29 protein-coding genes are annotated in these 15,904 nt (G+C 68.5%); 1 reads left to right on the forward strand and 28 read right to left on the reverse strand.

Features of this window, described 5'->3' with window-relative positions; genetic code table 11:
* Positions 1–92: 92 nt before the first annotated feature.
* Positions 93–215, reverse strand: a complete 123-nt coding sequence (locus Pdca_RS37540; protein WP_269462857.1) for a hypothetical protein — start codon at positions 213–215, stop codon at positions 93–95.
* Positions 216–354: 139 nt separating this feature from the next.
* Between Pdca_RS37540 and Pdca_RS13805 the strand changes: the two genes are divergently transcribed.
* A protein-coding gene (locus tag Pdca_RS13805; protein WP_125911393.1) for an IS3 family transposase occupies positions 355–1,643 on the forward strand; the annotation gives its coding sequence in 2 pieces (ribosomal slippage) (positions 355–709 and positions 709–1,643; 1,290 coding nt in all).
* 15 nt (positions 1,644–1,658) lie between these two features.
* Here the strand turns inward: Pdca_RS13805 and Pdca_RS13810 are convergent.
* The 27 genes from Pdca_RS13810 to Pdca_RS13925 all read right to left on the reverse strand — a co-directional run bounded on the left by Pdca_RS13810 (position 1,659) and on the right by Pdca_RS13925 (position 15,813).
* Entirely contained in the window at positions 1,659–1,949 is a 291-nt protein-coding gene (locus tag Pdca_RS13810) for a hypothetical protein (RefSeq protein ID WP_125911400.1), read from the reverse strand.
* The gene (locus tag Pdca_RS13815) at positions 1,946–2,410 is read right to left on the reverse strand and encodes a hypothetical protein (RefSeq protein WP_085911504.1); all 465 of its coding nucleotides are present in this window, start codon (positions 2,408–2,410) and stop codon (positions 1,946–1,948) included. Before Pdca_RS13815 ends, Pdca_RS13810 begins: the two co-directional genes overlap by 4 nt.
* A gap of 295 nt (positions 2,411–2,705) precedes the next feature.
* A complete protein-coding gene (locus tag Pdca_RS13820; RefSeq protein WP_085911506.1) occupies positions 2,706–2,999 on the reverse strand; it encodes a hypothetical protein in 294 nt (97 codons plus the stop codon).
* On the reverse strand, positions 2,996–4,282 hold the full coding sequence (locus Pdca_RS13825; protein WP_125911401.1) for a replicative DNA helicase: 1,287 nt from the start codon (positions 4,280–4,282) through the stop codon (positions 2,996–2,998). Before Pdca_RS13825 ends, Pdca_RS13820 begins: the two co-directional genes overlap by 4 nt.
* Positions 4,279–5,226 carry a hypothetical protein gene (locus Pdca_RS13830; RefSeq protein WP_125911402.1) on the reverse strand — a complete coding sequence of 316 codons (948 nt, stop codon included), beginning with the start codon at positions 5,224–5,226 and terminating at the stop codon, positions 4,279–4,281. Before Pdca_RS13830 ends, Pdca_RS13825 begins: the two co-directional genes overlap by 4 nt.
* Positions 5,227–5,604: 378 nt before the next feature.
* Positions 5,605–6,792 (reverse strand): IS701 family transposase, encoded by a 1,188-nt coding sequence (locus Pdca_RS13835; RefSeq protein WP_408635018.1) that lies wholly within the window; start codon positions 6,790–6,792, stop codon positions 5,605–5,607.
* Between the two features lie 27 nt (positions 6,793–6,819).
* Entirely contained in the window at positions 6,820–7,173 is a 354-nt protein-coding gene (locus Pdca_RS38005) for an HNH endonuclease signature motif containing protein (RefSeq protein WP_125911403.1), read from the reverse strand.
* 85 nt (positions 7,174–7,258) lie between these two features.
* A complete protein-coding gene (locus tag Pdca_RS13845) occupies positions 7,259–7,705 on the reverse strand; it encodes a single-stranded DNA-binding protein (protein ID WP_085915713.1) in 447 nt (148 codons plus the stop codon).
* Between the two features lie 2 nt (positions 7,706–7,707).
* Positions 7,708–8,586: a recombinase RecT gene (locus Pdca_RS13850; protein WP_085915714.1), complete on the reverse strand. Its 879-nt coding sequence runs from the start codon at positions 8,584–8,586 to the stop codon at positions 7,708–7,710.
* Positions 8,583–9,485, reverse strand: a complete 903-nt coding sequence (locus tag Pdca_RS13855; protein ID WP_158092299.1) for a lambda-exonuclease family protein — start codon at positions 9,483–9,485, stop codon at positions 8,583–8,585. The genes Pdca_RS13850 and Pdca_RS13855 overlap by 4 nt, the downstream gene beginning before the upstream one ends.
* Positions 9,485–9,799 carry a hypothetical protein gene (locus Pdca_RS13860; RefSeq protein ID WP_125911404.1) on the reverse strand — a complete coding sequence of 105 codons (315 nt, stop codon included), beginning with the start codon at positions 9,797–9,799 and terminating at the stop codon, positions 9,485–9,487. Before Pdca_RS13860 ends, Pdca_RS13855 begins: the two co-directional genes overlap by 1 nt.
* The gene (locus tag Pdca_RS13865; protein WP_085915716.1) at positions 9,796–10,386 is read right to left on the reverse strand and encodes a 3'-5' exonuclease; all 591 of its coding nucleotides are present in this window, start codon (positions 10,384–10,386) and stop codon (positions 9,796–9,798) included. The genes Pdca_RS13860 and Pdca_RS13865 overlap by 4 nt, the downstream gene beginning before the upstream one ends.
* Positions 10,383–10,505, reverse strand: coding sequence for a hypothetical protein (locus Pdca_RS37545; RefSeq protein ID WP_269462858.1), 123 nt, complete (start codon positions 10,503–10,505; stop codon positions 10,383–10,385). The genes Pdca_RS13865 and Pdca_RS37545 overlap by 4 nt, the downstream gene beginning before the upstream one ends.
* Positions 10,502–10,642 carry a hypothetical protein gene (locus Pdca_RS35565; protein WP_158092300.1) on the reverse strand — a complete coding sequence of 47 codons (141 nt, stop codon included), beginning with the start codon at positions 10,640–10,642 and terminating at the stop codon, positions 10,502–10,504. Before Pdca_RS35565 ends, Pdca_RS37545 begins: the two co-directional genes overlap by 4 nt.
* The gene (locus tag Pdca_RS13870; protein WP_085915717.1) at positions 10,639–11,019 is read right to left on the reverse strand and encodes a hypothetical protein; all 381 of its coding nucleotides are present in this window, start codon (positions 11,017–11,019) and stop codon (positions 10,639–10,641) included. Before Pdca_RS13870 ends, Pdca_RS35565 begins: the two co-directional genes overlap by 4 nt.
* Complete coding sequence (locus tag Pdca_RS13875; RefSeq protein ID WP_158092301.1) at positions 11,016–11,459, reverse strand: SsgA family sporulation/cell division regulator; 444 nt, start codon at positions 11,457–11,459, stop codon at positions 11,016–11,018. Before Pdca_RS13875 ends, Pdca_RS13870 begins: the two co-directional genes overlap by 4 nt.
* Positions 11,460–11,667: 208 nt before the next feature.
* Positions 11,668–11,940: a hypothetical protein gene (locus Pdca_RS13880; RefSeq protein WP_085915719.1), complete on the reverse strand. Its 273-nt coding sequence runs from the start codon at positions 11,938–11,940 to the stop codon at positions 11,668–11,670.
* On the reverse strand, positions 11,937–12,218 hold the full coding sequence (locus Pdca_RS13885; RefSeq protein WP_166665948.1) for a response regulator transcription factor: 282 nt from the start codon (positions 12,216–12,218) through the stop codon (positions 11,937–11,939). Before Pdca_RS13885 ends, Pdca_RS13880 begins: the two co-directional genes overlap by 4 nt.
* Complete coding sequence (locus Pdca_RS35570; protein ID WP_166665949.1) at positions 12,215–12,400, reverse strand: hypothetical protein; 186 nt, start codon at positions 12,398–12,400, stop codon at positions 12,215–12,217. The genes Pdca_RS13885 and Pdca_RS35570 overlap by 4 nt, the downstream gene beginning before the upstream one ends.
* Entirely contained in the window at positions 12,397–13,158 is a 762-nt protein-coding gene (locus Pdca_RS36065; protein WP_176604115.1) for a hypothetical protein, read from the reverse strand. Before Pdca_RS36065 ends, Pdca_RS35570 begins: the two co-directional genes overlap by 4 nt.
* Positions 13,155–13,436 (reverse strand): WhiB family transcriptional regulator, encoded by a 282-nt coding sequence (locus Pdca_RS38010; RefSeq protein WP_085915721.1) that lies wholly within the window; start codon positions 13,434–13,436, stop codon positions 13,155–13,157. Before Pdca_RS38010 ends, Pdca_RS36065 begins: the two co-directional genes overlap by 4 nt.
* Positions 13,433–13,738 carry a hypothetical protein gene (locus Pdca_RS13900; protein ID WP_085915722.1) on the reverse strand — a complete coding sequence of 102 codons (306 nt, stop codon included), beginning with the start codon at positions 13,736–13,738 and terminating at the stop codon, positions 13,433–13,435. The genes Pdca_RS38010 and Pdca_RS13900 overlap by 4 nt, the downstream gene beginning before the upstream one ends.
* A gap of 160 nt (positions 13,739–13,898) precedes the next feature.
* On the reverse strand, positions 13,899–14,141 hold the full coding sequence (locus tag Pdca_RS13905) for a hypothetical protein (protein WP_085915723.1): 243 nt from the start codon (positions 14,139–14,141) through the stop codon (positions 13,899–13,901).
* A 143-nt stretch (positions 14,142–14,284) separates the two neighbouring features.
* Positions 14,285–14,464 carry a DUF397 domain-containing protein gene (locus tag Pdca_RS13910; protein ID WP_232021679.1) on the reverse strand — a complete coding sequence of 60 codons (180 nt, stop codon included), beginning with the start codon at positions 14,462–14,464 and terminating at the stop codon, positions 14,285–14,287.
* The gene (gene dcd, locus Pdca_RS13915) at positions 14,464–15,024 is read right to left on the reverse strand and encodes a dCTP deaminase (RefSeq protein WP_170205950.1); all 561 of its coding nucleotides are present in this window, start codon (positions 15,022–15,024) and stop codon (positions 14,464–14,466) included. The genes Pdca_RS13910 and dcd overlap by 1 nt, the downstream gene beginning before the upstream one ends.
* 19 nt (positions 15,025–15,043) lie before the next feature.
* Positions 15,044–15,241: a hypothetical protein gene (locus Pdca_RS13920; RefSeq protein WP_125911405.1), complete on the reverse strand. Its 198-nt coding sequence runs from the start codon at positions 15,239–15,241 to the stop codon at positions 15,044–15,046.
* Complete coding sequence (locus Pdca_RS13925) at positions 15,238–15,813, reverse strand: hypothetical protein (RefSeq protein WP_085915726.1); 576 nt, start codon at positions 15,811–15,813, stop codon at positions 15,238–15,240. The genes Pdca_RS13920 and Pdca_RS13925 overlap by 4 nt, the downstream gene beginning before the upstream one ends.
* Positions 15,814–15,904: the final 91 nt, after the last annotated feature.

Below are 15,904 nucleotides of genomic sequence, written 5' to 3' on the forward strand. Positions count from 1 at the left end.
GTGCTGCTGCCGCCACCACAGGGCGTGGGATTCGCCGCAGAAGTCCGTGCTGGGGGAGCGGTCGGTGAGTTCGGTTCCGCACCAGGCGCACGTCACGACGCCACCTCGACGGTGGTGTCGGCGAGCAGGATCAGGGCGGCGACGAACTCCATCCGCACCGGCGCCTGCATGCTCGACGCACCGCCCGTGAGCCGGGCGAACTGGGCGACACTCATCCAGCACCACCACCGTGACGGATCAGCCTTCCCGCGTCGCTTGTGGACCAGCAGGCGGGGCGGGTCAGGGGGGCCCTGACCCCGTTCCGTGGACACGCTGATCCCCGCACGGTCGGGGGAAGCGAGATGATGTCTGACCATGGCCCGCAAGAACTACTCCGACGAGTTCCGTCGGCAGGCCGTCGAGCTGTACGAGTCCACGCCCGGGGCGACGGTGAAGGGCATCGCCGCCGACCTGGGCGTCGAGCGGGCCACGCTGGCGTTGTGGCTGGACAACCTCGGGACCGGGACCCGCACCGCCCCCGACGGCACCCGCACCCGCAGCGCACGTTCGGTGCGTGCGCCACGCCAGAACGCCGGTGTCGTGCCCGTCGCGGATGAGACGCCCGAGCAGCGTCTGGCCCGCCTCGAAGCCGAGAACAAGGCACTGCGGGCGGAGAAGACCAAACTCGAGACCGAGCGGGAGATCCTTCGCCAGGCGGCCAAGTATTTCGCCGGGGCGACGAACTGGTGACCCGCTTCCAGTTCGTCGCCGACCACTCCGACACGACCTCCAGCCCCCGCCGGGGCTGGACGGTGAAGCGGCTGTGCGCACTACTCGACGTGCGACGTTCCTCGTTCTACGCCTGGCTCGCCGCCGCGCCCGCCCGCGCGAAGCGCACTGCCGCGGACACCGCCTTGGCCGAGCGGATCCGCGCCGTGCACGACGGAGACCGCACCTGCGGGCGGCCGCGGATCACCGCCGAAATCAACGACGGCGTCGAGCCGGCGCAGCGGGTGAACCACAAGCGGATCGGCCGGGTCATGCGCGAGCACGGCATCGCGGGTTACCGCCGCCGTCGCCGGGTGCGCACCACCATCCCCGAGCCCGCCCAGAGCCCGGTGCCCGACCTGCTCGGGCGCGACTTCACCGCGCCCGCCCCGAACATCGTCTATGTCGGCGACATCACCTACCTACCCCTGGCCGATGGCGGGAACCTCTACCTGGCCACCGTGATCGACTGCCACTCCCGGCGCCTGACCGGGTGGGCGCTCGCCGACCACATGCGCACCGACCTCGTCGCAGACGCCCTCCGAGCGGCGGCCGCGGACCGCGGCTCCCTCGCCGGGTCGATCTTCCACTCCGACCACGGCTCGGTCTACACCAGCCGCGCCTACGCCAACCTCTGCGACCGACTCGACGTCCAGCAGTCGATGGGTGCGGTCGGGTCCAGCGCCGACAACGCCCTCGCCGAGTCGTTCAACGCCACCCTGAAGCGGGAAGTGTTGCAGGACAACGCGTTCTGGCCCGATCAGGCCACCTGCCGTCGGCAACTGTTCCGATGGTTGACCCGCTACAACACCCGACGCCGCCACTCCTACTGCCGCTACCAGACCCCGAACACCTACGAGGCAGACTTCGCAGCTACCGTTCCGGACGCCGCGTAATCCACCCCGTGTCCACTATCCGGGGTCAAGGCCCGGGAGCCCGTTGAGGTGCTGCATGGCGTCGAGCTCGTCGAGCCACTTCCCGAGCTGTTCGGTGGCGCAGTCCTTCACCGACACGATGAACGGGACCCCCGCAATGTCGCCGGGGTCGGCTTTCAACCTGCCGCCGGTCGCGGCGGCGAACCCGGTGACGACCGCCCGTTCAGCGTTCGGGTAGCCGACCGCCCGCAGGTACTTGGCGACGTCCCGTTCAGCGGTGTGGCCTTTGCGGCGGTTCGCCGTCCCGCGCTGCGCTGCTGTGGTCATGATGCCTCCTGCAGCCGGGTCGGGCAGTCCCAGTCATGCCCGGCACCCTCGATCTCGAACGCCTCGGTCTCACAGCAGATGACCGACTTCCCGACCACGGTCGCTTCGACCCCGGTCGGCTGTACGAACACGGCGACCTTCGGGGCTCGCCTCTTGCGGCCGGCAGAGCAGAAGCTGCACAGGCAGCGCGGGATCTTGACACCGGCGGCGGCGTGCTCGGCGGCGCGGCGTTGGTGTTTCACGACGGCACGTTCCTGGTTTTCGGCCCGCCGGTCGGCTTTGCAGGTGTTGCAGCGGCACCCTTCTCGGTACAGCCAGCGGTCGTGGACGGCGCCGGGGGTGTCGATGTGGTTGGTGGTGCGGCCGGCGGTGTTGGCTTTGCTGCAGGGGGAGCAGCGGCAGCCGTGGTCGTAGCGGTCGAGGGTGCCGTGCGGTGGTATGTGGGTCGGCTGGTCGGTCACAGATGCCCCTTCCTGGGTTGTGGTGCGGCCACTGACGGCCTCGCAGCCGTTTCTGGTGTGACGGGCTGGGGGTGCGACATTTTGCGCTCCTGCGGCCGTCTGTGGGGTTTGGTGCGCAGTCATGCGGCCCACCCCGTCGACGCGCGTTGCCCGTCCGGGCGCCACGCCCGCACCACCGAGCGGGCTTCGAGATGCCGGCAGGTGCAGTCGGGCGGCATCCACCAGCACCGCTGGCACGGCAGGACGTCGACGAGGGGGACGAGGACCCCGGACTCGTGGCACAAGACGTGGATGTTCACTTCGCCTCCCGGATACGGGCCAGGTAGCGGTCCGCTGCCCGGCCGAGGAACTGGATCGCAAGGTTCTGGGTGTCCAGCCACGTCGGGCATGGCCACACGTCGTCGCATCCGCCGCACCCCCCCCACTTCCCGGCCCTGTCCGGGGTGTCCGAGGTGCCGTAATGGGTGGCGTCGATGAACTCGATGACCGCCGCGGTGTCGTCCTCCTCGCTGGTGGGTTCGATCCACGACCAGCGCGTGTCGGTGGTTCGCAGTGCGGCGGCTGCCCCACTGATCGATGGGCGTCTCATGAGATCACCCCGTAGCCGCCGTTCCAGCGGAGTTTGATCTCCCCCTTCGGGCCGTGCCGGTTCTTGTCGATGATGAACACGACCTGGTAGCGGTCCGGCTGGCCGTCGACGAGAGGCCGCCACAGCAGGATCACAACGTCGGAGTCCTGCTCGATGCGACCGGAGCCGCGCAGGTCGGCTTTCGTGGGTCGCTGGTCGGGGCGGGACGTGTGGTTCCGGTTCAGCTGGGCGGGCACGACGACGGCGACGTCCAGCTCCATGGCGAGCTGCTTGAGGCCGGTGGAGATGTTCGCGATCTCCTCCTCGGCGCTGCGGCCGCGTTCGTTGCCGGTCATGAGTTGCAGGTAGTCGACGACGAGCAAATCCAGGCCGGTGCGGTGGTGGACGCCGCGGGCGATCTGCTTGATCTGGGTCATGGACACCTGGTCGGCGTTGACACGCAACTTCAGGTGTCGGGTGCGGGCCCGGAACTGGCGGAAGCGGGCACGGTCGTCGTCGTCGAGGTTGCGGGCGTTGATGACGCGCAGGTCGATTTCGGCTCCGCCTGCGACGAGGCGGCCGGTGACGTCGACGGTGGGCATCTCCTTGGAGAACACCAGGACGGACTTGCCGGCTCGTGCGGCGTGGATGGCGAGGTTCAAGGCGACGGTGGATTTCCCGTCTCCGGGTGCCCCTCCGATCGTGTACATGCGGCCGCCGAACAGGCCACCGGTGAACGCGTCGAGGTCGGGCCACGGCGATGTGATGCCTTCGGGGGTGGCAGTGGGGGCTTGCGCGGTTTCGAACTCGTCGAGGAGCTGCGCCCAGGTGAGGGTCCCGGCGGATTCGTCGGCGCCGGAGTCGAGCTGGTTGAACTTTTCCCGGATGTCGGCGAGGACCTGGGTGTGGTCGCCGGGGTGGTTCGCGACGATCCCGGCGGCGGCCTTGATGGTGTGGGTGAGTTCGCGGCGGCGGGCGAGGTCGGTGATGACGGGTGCGTGTTGTTCGGCGGCGGTGATGGGGTGGAAGTCGGCCATCTCCTGGGCGATGACCCTGCGGGTGGCGCCGGTGAGCTGGTCTGTGTCGGCGAGCCGCCTGGACACGGTGACGGGGGTGATCGGTTTCCTGTCGCCGGAGAGGTCACGGAACGCGGACCAGACGGCGGACCGGTGGGGGTCGTAGAAGTCTCCGGGGGGTACGGCGGCTAGGAGGTGGTCGGCGGCGTCGGGGTTGTGTCCGACTGCGCCGATGAGGATCTTCTCGGAGACGCCTGAGGCGAGGGTGGTTTCGTCGAGGTCGATCACCCGGTTCTCCTCTCGGGGGTGAGGGCGTGGCGGATGGCGTCAGCGTGGCGGTCGATGAATTCGAGGGCCCGCGCTCTGGTCCAGTCGTGGACGGGGGTGGTGTCGGAGGGCGGCTGGGCGGGTTCGACGTACCAGCGGTTGATGAGCCGTCCGGCGTATTCGGCGTCGGCGTCGGCTCGGATCTCGTCGAAGCTGGTTTTGAGGGCGGGAACGACTGTCAGGCTGGTCGGCCCGATGTCGTCGTTGAACGCTTCGTTGTTCAGCCAGGTGGCGGGGTGCGGGATGTACTGGCGTTCGGTGCCGGCTTGTGTCCAGACGGTGGTGTGTTTCTTCAGCCCGTCCATGACGGTGGTGTGGGTGGTGTGTTTCTTCCGGAGCGCCCGGTACGCCTTGAGTGCGGCGGGTTTCTTCTCCTTGCGCGGGTACGCGGCCCAGAACTCGGTGAAGTCGTCGTCGACGGGGGGGGCCGCGGGGGCGGCGGGAGGCTCGGGCGTCGCGTCAGCGGCGGCCAAGTCTTTACTTCCCCTGTTCCCCTGTTCCCCTGTTCCAGTGCCTGAACTTCCGTCGACATGCACGGAACTTCCGTGATTAGCGACGGAAGTTCCGTGCAGAACACGGTGCCCGTTGCGTTTCCGCTGGTCAGACGGGTCAGGGTTGAACGGCTTCCCCTCGTCAGGGGCCGGATACTTCGACTGTGCACGCCGCTCGTTGCGCTGGTGCCGCTCCCAGCTCGGGATGGCGTAGTAGCGCCTTCCGTCGCACTCGTAGAACACCACCGAGAACCTGTCTGCAACTTCCGTCAACAAGCACGGAAGTTCCGCGCTCGTCGGTGCGCAGGGGTCGTCGTCGTGGGGGAACGCGAACGCGGCGAGCTCCTTCACGTTCGCCGTACCGCGGCCGTGATCGTCGGCCCAGTTCCACATCGCGATGTACAGCAACCGCACCCACGGGTCCGCGCCGGCCACACTCGGGCTCGACCAAAATTCCGGCTTAATCGTGCGGATACGAGGCATCAGCTCATCACCTCGTTCGCCTTGCGGCGTGCACGAGCGGCTGCGGCCCACGCCCGAGCGCAAGCCCGACAGGTGCGCTTCCCACTGCGAAACGCAGTGTTCGCGGTGTCGTACGGGTGCCCCTTAGTACTGCAACGGCGTTTTGTCAGGCTGGTGGGCGTTGGCCGCGGCGGCGGTAGTGGCAGGTCCGGGCCTGGTGCTGGCGTCGTCGGCGCCAGGTGGACCAGGCGAGTGTGCTGGCCAGGCAGGCGGCTGGGGTGAGGATGAGGGTGGCGAGCAGACGCCGTATCTCGTTGCCGCTCAGCGGGATCAGCCCGGTCCGCTCGGCTGGAGATCCCCCTTTTCGGCCTCCTGTGCGCGGGTGACGGACAGGTAGGCGGCGGCGAGCATGGCCAGTGTGATGTGGGCGTACCAGGCTCGGTAGGAGCGGACTTGGTAGTGGTCGAGGCCTGCTTCGTTCTTGGAGGTCTGGAAGCATTCCTCGATCGCCCAGCGTGCGCCGGCGACGCGGACCAGCTCGCGCAGCGGCGTGGCCGCGGGGGCGGCGCAGCGGTAGAACGCCAGCTCCCGGGTGGTCTTGCCCTGCCCGGGTTCGGTCTGGCGGCGCACGAGCAGCCAGTGCCCCCACCCGTGGGGCAGGCCGGCCGGGTCGAGGGCGACGGTGGTCCAGTCATAGATCCGCTCTCCGTGCGCACCCGCGCCGACCTGGCGCCGTTCCCACCCGCTGCGGCCGGTGTCGGGGTCGCGGGCGCCGGCGATCGTGGCGAGGACCTTGGCCTGGCGGCGATGCCCGTCCGGGCTGGTCAGGACGTCGTCGTTGCGAGTGGCCAGCACGAACGGAATCTCCCGGTCGGCCAGCCAGGTGCGGAAGGTCGGATTCTGTCCGTAGATCTCGTCGGCGGTCACCCACGAGCGGGGTGTGAGGGCCCCGCAGGCGTGGGCGCGGGCGAGCATCGCCAGCCCGAGCTGGGGCTTCGTGGCGAACCCGACCTCATCGGGCACGTCAGCTCTGGCGCAGCGGTCCCGGTCCTCGGTCCACGAGGTCGGCAGGTAGAGCTCGCGGTCGATCAACGCCCGCCCCTTCGAGCTGGCATAGGCCAGGAACACCCCGAGCTGACAGTTGTCGACCTTGCCGCTGGTACCGGTGTACTGGCGTTGCACTCCCGCCGAACGCAGGCCCTTCTTGATGAACCCGGTCTCGTCGACCACGAACACCTCACTTGCGGGGTCGCCGAGGGCGTCGAGGACGTAGTCGCGCACGTCGTCGCGGACCCCGTCGACGTCCCAGTCAGCGATGCGCAGCATCCGCTGCGTCCCGTCCGGCGAGACCGCCCCCGCATGCTCGGCCAGAGTCCACCCGTTCTTGCGCTCCAACCCGGCCAGCAGGCCGCGCACATACGCCCCGGCCCGCGCGCGGGGCTCACGACGGAAGAACCGCGGCCCGATCGACGCGATGACCTGGTCCAACGCCGCTACCCATCCAGCAAGATCCACCACCCGGCGATCATCACCGCCGAACCCGGATCAGCCTCTCACGACACGTCGAAACGCCGTTGCAGTATTAGGGCACGCCGTCTTTGAGCTGTTGTGCAGACGACGCGTATTCCCGCGGCGGAGGTTGACAGACCGAGTCACTGGCTCAAGGTGGTACGGGTTTACGCACGCCCTCTTGCGGCAAAGATGATCCAGGTCCAGCCCAGCCGGCACGGGGGCGATCAGGTACTCGTAGATCGCGCGGTGCGCAGCGCTCGAGCAGCCCTGGACACGCACCTGTCCGTAGCCGTTCCCCATCTTGCTGCCGGTCCAGATCCAGCAGCCATCTGCATCTTCTTGGATGTGTCGAACGAACCAGCGTTCGATCGTTCTAATCCGGGGCATCTGTCCGTGACCTCTCCGCAGGGGCGGCGGGGGAGTACCGCCCCTGCGTCATCAGTTGGTGTTCGTCTGGCATGGGAGAGACAGGTCAGAAGGGCGGAGTGCCGTCACCGGCCCCGTTGGCGAACCCGCCGCCGGTCGCGTACGCAGCCCCCGCAGACCCTCCGGAGTCCTTGCTGGCCTTCGTCACCGCTGCGGTCGCCCACGACAGACTCGGCCCAATCGAATCGATCATCAGGGCGGTCGCGGACCGCTTGTCGCCGGTCTGCTTGTCCTCCCACTGGTCGGTGACGAGCCGCCCGGACACGACAACTTCCATGCCCTTTGTCAACGAGTCGGCGACGTGCTCGGCGAGCTGCTTGAAAGCCGTCCCGCGAACGAAGAACACGCGGTCGTCTACCCACTCGCCGCGTTCGTCCTTCTTGCGGGAGTTGAACGCCAGGTTCACGGTGGCGACCGCGACCCCGCTGTTGCTGAACCGAACTTCGGGGTCCTGGACCAGTCGGCCGACACCGGACATGTTGGGCAGCGTCATGGTCAGTTACCTCCGTTGATGTCGTGCTCGAGTTCGGCCTGCTCGTCGGAGCGGTCCACAACTTCGGCGTCCACGACGTGGCCGTCGTCGTCGACCTCGATCCAGCCCGTCACATCCACGGGGGCGTCGTCCGGGATTCGGGGGGTGGTGATGCCTTCTGCTGCGACGTCCCGGACCGCGCGCAGCTGCTCGCGCATGTACTCGGCCGAGGTCGGCACCCACTTCGCGAGCTGCCGCACCGCGGACTTCAGCCACATGGCGGGTTCGTTGGTCTGCCACGGCGAGTACTGGGAGTCGGCGCCCTGCGCGGACCCCTTGATGGTGCGGATCGCTGCGGCGTTGAGGACGACGACCTTCGAGGTGGCGCCGTCCTTCATGACCGCGTACGCGTAGACGAGGCGCAGCTTGCCGCGGTCCTCAGCGTCCCAGTCGATTTCGTGGACGGGCTTCTCGTCGCGACCGGGCCGGTACTGGAAGTGGTCGTTCACGTACACGCATTCGGCGACGACGGAGGAGATCGCACCGGCCCGGTACATGAGTTCGATGAGGCCCTGGTAGCCGACGATCCCGAGGATTTCCAGCTGCCCCTTCACCTTCCGGGGGGTCAGATAGTACTGCTCAGTTCCGGGCTCGAGGCCTAGGCGGGCGGCATCGAGAAGTGAGGACAGGAACACGCCGGGGTTGTTGCTGGCGGCGATCTCCAGTTCGGTGCGGTCCCCGATCCGCTTGCCCTTCTTGAGTGCGCCCTGCGCGAGCCGCACCCACTGCTCGGGCTTGATGTGGGAGGGCAGGACGGAGGAGAAGTCCTGGGAGTACTGCTTGACCATCGCGGCCGGGCCGGTGCCCGTCTTGGCGATGGCGGCGCCGATCTTCTCGGTCATGCCGCGGTCCTTTCGGTGAGGTGGTTGGTGGCGCCGCGTGCGGCAACCAGGTAGGGGGTGTCGCCGTTCTTCGCCATGCGGTAGGCGATCTTGTTGCCGTTCCAGTAGGCGTCGCGGGCGTCGCCCATGCGGTCGAGGAGGCGGCTGGTCGCGGCCTGTTTCGCGGCCTGCGCAGCCTTGGCGTCGGCGACGGCCTGCAGGTAGGTGCGGGCGAGCTCGTCGGGGACGTCGACGCTGCTGCCGTCGATGTCTGGGTGCAGGGCCCGCAGGACCTGGTAGGTGGCGGTGGAGTCGTCGAGGGCGGGCCGGCGTTCCGCTGCGACGTCGGCGAGGAATGCGGTGGCCGCGTCCCGCAGAATCGTGGCCTCGTCGGGGTCGTAGTCGACGACGTACTCGGCGAACACCAGGGACGGCCCGATCATCGCGATGTGGCAGCGCTGCAGGCCGAGGGTGTCCATCTGCCACATGACCTGGCAGCGGTAGTAGACGGGGATCTCGTCGGTGCTCTGCTCGCCCCAGCCGGTCATGTCGGCGGTCGACTTGCATTCGACGGCGACGATGATCCCGCCATCGTTGATGGCGAGCCGGTCCGGGGTGGCGGCCTGCCAGCGCCGGTCCCGGTGCAGGAAGCTGCCGCACTGCTCGATGCGCCAGTCGGGGTGCTGGTCGGCGAACCAGGCCGCGACCGCCGGCTCGAGGTAGTGGCCGCGCCGCGTCTGGTCGTTCTCCTCTTCGGCGGGGACGAGGCCGGTCATGCGGTGGTAGAGGGAGAACTTCGATTCCCATGGGGACAGGCCGACGACGGCGGCGATCTTCGACGCGGACATGTACCGCATCCACTCCGCCGTTCCGGGTTCGAGGCGTGCGGCTGGGATCCCGGTGGGGACGGTGATCGGCATCAGTCGTCCTTGGTGACGAGGTCGGGGTAGCGGCCTTCGTCGAATGCCAGTATGAACGCGGCGACGTGTTCGGGGAGGTGCCATCCGAACGTGGAGCTGTTGTCGGCGATCCGCCAGGCGAGGTGGGTGACGGACACGTTGAGTCGGGTTTCTCGGCGGATGTGGTTGGCGATGGGGCAGGTTTCGGCGTGGTGGTCCCCGACAACGCCGTGTTCGTGGAGGTGGTTGGCGATGTGGTCGGGTGAGCCGAGCTCGTTGAGTTTGCCGAGGGCTAGGCCGGCGCGGGTGTTGTCGTCGGCGAACACAGCACTCACGACAGCTCCGCGACGGTCAGCTCCCGCTCCGATGCGGCCCGGGCGAACAGCTTGTTGAAGCACTCACCGGTGGCGGTGACGTCGGCTTCGGCGGTGTGGTCGCCGGGGTCGACGTCGAGGAGTTCGCACACCTTGGCGAGGCCGGGGAGGTCGTTGAGGGCGAGCATGCCGGCGGCGTAGTTGGACAGGTCGAGCATGCGGTGATGCCACGGCTGCCGCCACGTTGTGACCGGCTTGCCGTTGATCTGCAGGGTGTGTCGGGGTCGGAGAAGCTTCTCGACCATCGCGGCGTCGAACGCCGGGTTCGATCCGGCCAGGGTGCAGCCGTCAAGCTGCTGCGCGAACTTGCCGCGCTCGTGGCTGTCTACCGAGGGGACCTGGTCGGCGATGCGATCTACATAGCGGTTGATCTGCAACGCCTTCACGTCGGCGTTGGCGAGCACTTCGGACACGTTGTGGGTTGGGATGAACATGCCTCGCTCGTTGGTGGTGAGGTTCCACCAGGCGACTTCGACGGCCTGGTGGCGTCGTGGGTCGAGGCCGTTGGTTTCGGTGTCGACGACGACGATGTGGCGGGTGCTGTTCACTGGTTGTCTCCAAAGAGGTGGCGTTCGTAGCGGTGCTCTGCCCGGTCGTCGAGCTCGTGGTCACGCACCCATTCGGCCTGGTCGATGGCGTGCTCGGCGTCGCGGTCCCGGCCGGTCACAGCTCGTCCTCGTCGTCGAATGCGCCGTAGTCGATGACCGTGTTGGCGGCGGTGACGGCGAGCGTGTAGGTGGCGGATGCGAGTACCGCCAGGGCGAGGAGGGGTGCGGCGGCGACCCAGGCGAGGCGGCGGGTCATCGTCGGGGTCCGAGCAAGTCGGTGGCGCGCTGGTCGAGCACGTTGCGGATGTTGTCGGGCCAGTGTGGGTGTGCGGCGAGGGTGCGGCGGTAGTCGGCGGCGACGGTGGCCCGCACGGTGAGGGTGAGGGCGTCGCGTTCGTCGGCTGGGGTGGCGGGGCGCAATGTGTCGGGTTCGTGGTTGTGCGCGAACCGGGCTGTGCCGTGCCCGCCGTCCCAGGTGACGGTGAACGTCCACGACGCGGTGGAGGTGACGTCGCCGACCAACCGGAGGGGGACACCGTCGGGGGTGTCGGTGCACCAGTAGGTGACCCGGTCGCCAACATGGTGGTTGCGGTGGGGGATGGTGATCGGCTGGGTGGTGGCGACGCTGCTCATGCGGTGCCCTTCTCGAACAGGGTGGCGGGGTTGAACGGGTACTGCTCGGCGCCGGCCGCAACCTGCTGCCAGGTGCGGTTGAGGAAGGTGTGGAGTGCCCGCTTCTGGTAGATGAGGCTGAGGTTGCCGCCGATCCCGGCGGGGTCGCGGAGCAGGATTTCGATGTGGTGTGGGTCTTCGATGACGTCACCGGTGTCGGGGTCCTCGGCGAGGACGGGGCCGATGCCGATGTCGCCTTCCCCGACATGTGCGGTGAGCCCGTCGGTGAGCATCTGCCGGTCGAACCACCAGGTGACGGCCTGTCCGTCGGTGTTGCGGCAGGTGAGGCGTACGGCGTGGGCGTCGTCGGGGTGCCAGGTGAGGAGGGTGTGGATGAGGCTGTTGCCGTTTGCGTGGAGGGTGGGGGTGCGGGGGAAGCGGGCTTCGACGTGGCCGGTCATCGGGTTCCTTCGTACTGGTTGAGGCGGGCGATCCGGTCTTGTGGCGACAGGGCGCGCCATTCGTCTTCCAAGCGCTGCCGCACGGTGACCGGGTCGGGTGGGTCGCGGCGGGTTTTCCCGGACGGTCCACGGCAGGAGCAGTCGTCGGCGGGGTCGTCGGAGACCCACAGGTCACAGCGCGGGTCATGCTTCCCAACGGGTTCGGCCATCACATACCGCCTCGTAGCTCGTCGACCGTTGCGCCGTGGGCACGGGCGACGCCGTAGACGAAGGTCAGGCGGTCGCGCAGACGGTGCAGCTCGGCGAGGCAGTCTCGAGCCCACGCGCGGGCGTGCTCCGCTGCTTCGGCTTCGGCCACGCGGAGTGCTTCGGCGACGCGTTGGCGCTCCTGGGCTGCGAGGTACGACTTCGTGCGCAACACCGTGTAGCCCTCCTCACGGAGGACCGCCTTGTAGTCGTGGAGTTCGCAGTCGTCCATCACGCGGCCCGCTCGTGGTGGTCATGTCCGGCAGCGACGATGTGTCCGTCGCGGACGGTGAGGTAGCCGTGGCTGAATGCGGCGGCGATGAGGTGCGCTCGGTCGACTGCGCCGAGTTTCCGGAACAGTCGGCGGAGGTGCGTTTTGATGGTGTTGTGTTCGAGGTGGAGTTGGGTGGCGACGCCGTGGTTGCGGAGCCCGGCGGCGGTCCAGTAGAGGATGTCGAGTTCGCGGGCGGTGAGCGGGTCACCAGGCTGGGCGGGGCGGGGGGTGCCGGTCATGGCTGGGTCCGGGTGCGCCGCCAGGTGATGAACGTCCAGGCGGTGAGTGGGACGGAGAGGGCGACGGCGAGCCCGGCGTAGACGAGGCTGGTGGGGCCGTCGACGATGAAGGAGCTGATGATCCCGGCCCATACGAGGGCCTGCCCGGTCCAGAACAAGGGGTGTCGCCAGGGCTGGTTCATGCTGCTGCCTGCCCGACACGTGCCATCTGGCCGTAAAGGTTGAGCGCGGACTGCTGAAGTGCCTCAACAGTCGGGTTCAGGGCAGCCCGCGCGGCAGCCCGCGCGGCATCCCGCGCGGCATCCCGCGCGGCATCCCACGCGGCAGCCCGCGCGGCATCCCGCGCGGCATCCCACGCGGCAGCCCGCGCGGCATCCCACGCGGCAGCCCGCGCGGCAGCCCACGCGGCATCCCGCGCGGCATCCCGCGCGGCAGCCCGCGCGGCATCCCGCGCGGCAGCCCGCGCGGCATCCCGCGCGGCATCCCCCGCGGCATCCCACGCGGCAGCCGCGGTCTGCTGGGCGTCACGGACGACGGCCCCGGCGCGCTTCGTGGCGGCCATGTCCACGATCCGACCCAGGTCCCGCACCTTCGCTGCGGCTTCCCGGCATGCGGGGGACAGGTCGAGGAATGCGGGCAGGTACTCCCGGATCAGCCAGTCCAGCGCCATGTACGAGCGGGCCTCGTCGTGCCCGTCGCCGGCCGTGCCGACCAGGTCGGGGATGAGAGGAATGAGCTGCTGTCGGGGGTCGTCGGGGAGCCGGTCATTGAGGCTGCGGCCCATCTCGCCGAGCAGCGGGGACACGCAGGCGGGGTGGTCGGTGTGGTTGATGCCGCGAACCCAGGCGACGGCCTCCATGAGGCACATTCCTGCCTGGGGGTTTTCGTGGCTGCCGGTGTCGAGGTGTAGTTCGGTGAGTTTGGTGGTGTCGATGTTCATGCTGCTGCGCCTTCGGGGTTGTGGTTGAGGAGGTCCAGCGGGGGGATGGGTTTGCGGTAGGGGTTGGGTGGCCACCACATGCCTCCGGCGACGATTTCTTGGGCTCCGCTGTCGGCGGCCCAGCGGAGGCAGTCGAGGCGGACGGGGCAACCACTGCAGAAGCGGGTGGCGATGGTGTGGGCGGCTTCGAGGTCGGGGCGCCCGTTCGGCTGTAGGGGTGAGAAGTCGCCGGGCTGCACCGTGGGGTGGAGGCATTTCGCGTGGGTTTGCCAGGTCATGACGTGTCTCGCAGCGACTGTCGGGTGGCGCGGTCGCGGGCGACGTACAGGCCGGCGGCCAAATTCCAGGCGTCGGCGTTGATCTCGGAGTTCAGCCGGTGGTCGGACAGTCGGGTCCAGTGGTCGACCTGGTCGTGTTCCGGGTTGATGTGGGGGAGGATGACCAGGTCCTTCTTGGCGAGCTCGTGGATGCGGCGGGCCGCCATGAGGGCGATGGGGTCGTCGGGGCGGAGCGCGAAGAGGTCTTCGGCTATGGCGTTGAGGTGGGTGGCGAGTTCGAGGCTGTCGCGGGCGGTAGTCACTGGTCACCACTCTGCTGCTGCAGGTCGTCGAGCGTCATGGGCCAGTGGGTGGGAGACTGGTCCTCTTCCGCGATGCGCTGCTGATAGCGCTCAGACACCGAGCCGCCCAGGAAGTGTGCGTCTCGCGAAGCGCGCTCCCAGCAGATCTCGCAAGCAGCCATCAGGCGGCCCTCCGGTCATCGGTCAGACGTGACAGGTCCGCGTTCGAGGCCCGGTACTCGTCGATGTGGGTGGCGCCCTCGTCGTTGGCATGCGCGTGGGCGTCGCCGACACAGTCGTCGCAGGTGGCAAGGTAGTAGGGGCCGTAGAACTCGCCTGTACGGCTGTGGGGGTCGGGTGTGCGCCATTCGACGATGCGGGTGGCGGGCTGGGTGCAGCCGTAGCAGCGGGTCGGGGAAGGCATGCGCAAATAAGAGCATGTCCGGTGGGGGTTGCACAATGGGGTGACGCAGACTGTCGCAGAAGATGCCCCGGACAGACTAGAGCCGCCCCACCGATCGCGCGAAGGTGGGACGGCCCTAGACGTGGGGAGCGTGGGGAGCGGGGCTAGTCGGGCAGATCGAAATCGCCGTTCTTCACACCTGCGATGAACGCCTGCCACTCGCCACGCGTGAAATACAACGGCTCCGGCTGCTCCGGGTGACTGACCAGCACCCCGGCCCGCTGGAGGAACTCAACCTGCACGCACTCTCCGCCGTAGCAGAACGACGACCTGACCTGCACCATCACGCGCCCCCTCGTATCTGGATCACATCGGCCAACTCCACCAACCCCGGTACCGCCCGCGGCCCGGCCGCGCCGTCCTGGTCCTGGTAGCGGGACCGAACATCCGGATGCCCATACGGGCGCGCCGCAGCCTCGGTGAGCTGTTCAAAGGTGACCTGCCCGATCGGATCCCCGACGCGCAGCAGGATGGTGACCGGGCCGACGTTGGACACTTCGAGGGTGATGTGGCCGCGGTAGCCGGGGTCGATCAGGCCGGCAGTGACGTGGCAGGTGATGCCGAGCCGGCCGAGTGTGGATCGGCCGTGGAGGAACGCGCACAGGTCGGCGGGGATGGTGAAGTGTTCGGCGGTGGTGGCCAACACGAAGTCGCCGGGCTGCAGCAGGATCCCGTCTTCGACTGGTAGCCCGACGGTGAGGTCGTCGGGGATCTGGTCGAGGGTGACCGTGGTGTGGTTCCCGGTGAACCCGCGGTAGCTGTCGCCGAGGGTGACGTCGATCGAAGCCGGTTGCAGCCGTTCCACCGCAGGCGGCGGGTCAACGATCAGGTCGCCCTGCTGCATGCGGGCCACGATCAGATGATCAGGAAGCATCGGTCTTCCTCTCGGTTCGGGCGCGGATCACCGGCACATCCAACTCGCCGCTGCGGGCCGCCCGGATCAGCGCTTCCCATTCGGCGACATCCAGGACGATCGCGGTCCGACGCCGGTCTGTGGCCGATCCGACCGCGATCCGACCGTCCGGGGTGTACTCAACCCATGGTGTGCGTGCGGTGATCAACGGTATCTCCCTGTCCGTTCCAGTCGAGTGCGGTACCGGTTGGTGCGGCCCCCGGCCACTGCCCGCTGGGCTGCGGCACGTGCTCGACGTTCGACACCGTCCCGGTGGAACCAGCCGACCCGGGACAGCACCTCCTCCGCCTGCGCCAAGTCCCCCTTGCACGCATGCCATGACCCCTCCGCATAGCCGCCCGCGTAGTCGACCGCCACATCGTGTTCGGGGGCAGTGTTCGGGGGCATCGCACACGATGCCCACCCGGAGCCGTCGGGGTAGATACGGGCCCGCAAATCTTGCCCACCGAACGCTTTCATCGCCGCTAAATGTCCGGCTTCGTGGCGGGCGGCGTCTGTCCAGGTGCCGGCGTCGATCCGGACGACGGTGCGATGCCTGGCGGTGCGGCCGATACTTCCGGCGGTGAGGAGTGCGAGCCCGGCCGCGACGAGTAGCCCAACGATCCAGGCGACCGTGGTCCACGACCCCGACCACACCACATGCCCCTTGGCCAGCATCCCGGCCAGGAAGATGCTGATGATGGTGCCGATTCCGGCGGCCATTTTCTCGTCACCGTTCATGGCGGTCCCTCATCGCGCACACCCCGCTGACGAGCATCCCGGGTGGTCGCCCGGTGCGGCGGGTCGTCGGCCGGAGTTTGAGACCGCTTTG

This window comes from Pseudonocardia autotrophica (assembly GCF_003945385.1).
GTDB classification, from domain to species: Bacteria; Actinomycetota; Actinomycetes; order Mycobacteriales; family Pseudonocardiaceae; genus Pseudonocardia; species Pseudonocardia autotrophica.

What these genes read in the sequence shown, in the direction of transcription:
- Pdca_RS13870 (WP_085915717.1), bottom strand. Translation starts at nt 11,019, where the DNA reads ATGAGCAGCGTCGCCACCACCCAGCCGATCACCATCCCCCACCGCAAC.
- Pdca_RS13925 (WP_085915726.1), bottom strand. Translation starts at nt 15,813, where the DNA reads ATGAACGGTGACGAGAAAATGGCCGCCGGAATCGGCACCATCATCAGC.
- Pdca_RS13855 (WP_158092299.1), bottom strand. Translation starts at nt 9,485, where the DNA reads ATGCCGATCACCGTCCCCACCGGGATCCCAGCCGCACGCCTCGAACCC.
- Pdca_RS13845 (WP_085915713.1), bottom strand. Translation starts at nt 7,705, where the DNA reads ATGACGCTGCCCAACATGTCCGGTGTCGGCCGACTGGTCCAGGACCCC.
- Pdca_RS13875 (WP_158092301.1), bottom strand. Translation starts at nt 11,459, where the DNA reads ATGACCGGCCACGTCGAAGCCCGCTTCCCCCGCACCCCCACCCTCCAC.
- Pdca_RS35565 (WP_158092300.1), bottom strand. Translation starts at nt 10,642, where the DNA reads ATGACCCGCCGCCTCGCCTGGGTCGCCGCCGCACCCCTCCTCGCCCTG.
- Pdca_RS13910 (WP_232021679.1), bottom strand. Translation starts at nt 14,464, where the DNA reads ATGGTGCAGGTCAGGTCGTCGTTCTGCTACGGCGGAGAGTGCGTGCAG.
- Pdca_RS13850 (WP_085915714.1), bottom strand. Translation starts at nt 8,586, where the DNA reads ATGACCGAGAAGATCGGCGCCGCCATCGCCAAGACGGGCACCGGCCCG.
- Pdca_RS35570 (WP_166665949.1), bottom strand. Translation starts at nt 12,400, where the DNA reads ATGAACCAGCCCTGGCGACACCCCTTGTTCTGGACCGGGCAGGCCCTC.
- Pdca_RS36065 (WP_176604115.1), bottom strand. Translation starts at nt 13,158, where the DNA reads ATGAACATCGACACCACCAAACTCACCGAACTACACCTCGACACCGGC.
- dcd (WP_170205950.1), bottom strand. Translation starts at nt 15,024, where the DNA reads ATGCAGCAGGGCGACCTGATCGTTGACCCGCCGCCTGCGGTGGAACGG.
- Pdca_RS37540 (WP_269462857.1), bottom strand. Translation starts at nt 215, where the DNA reads ATGAGTGTCGCCCAGTTCGCCCGGCTCACGGGCGGTGCGTCGAGCATG.
- Pdca_RS13905 (WP_085915723.1), bottom strand. Translation starts at nt 14,141, where the DNA reads ATGCCTTCCCCGACCCGCTGCTACGGCTGCACCCAGCCCGCCACCCGC.
- Pdca_RS13885 (WP_166665948.1), bottom strand. Translation starts at nt 12,218, where the DNA reads ATGACCGGCACCCCCCGCCCCGCCCAGCCTGGTGACCCGCTCACCGCC.
- Pdca_RS13810 (WP_125911400.1), bottom strand. Translation starts at nt 1,949, where the DNA reads ATGACCACAGCAGCGCAGCGCGGGACGGCGAACCGCCGCAAAGGCCAC.
- Pdca_RS38005 (WP_125911403.1), bottom strand. Translation starts at nt 7,173, where the DNA reads ATGCCCCGGATTAGAACGATCGAACGCTGGTTCGTTCGACACATCCAA.
- Pdca_RS13820 (WP_085911506.1), bottom strand. Translation starts at nt 2,999, where the DNA reads ATGAGACGCCCATCGATCAGTGGGGCAGCCGCCGCACTGCGAACCACC.
- Pdca_RS38010 (WP_085915721.1), bottom strand. Translation starts at nt 13,436, where the DNA reads ATGACCTGGCAAACCCACGCGAAATGCCTCCACCCCACGGTGCAGCCC.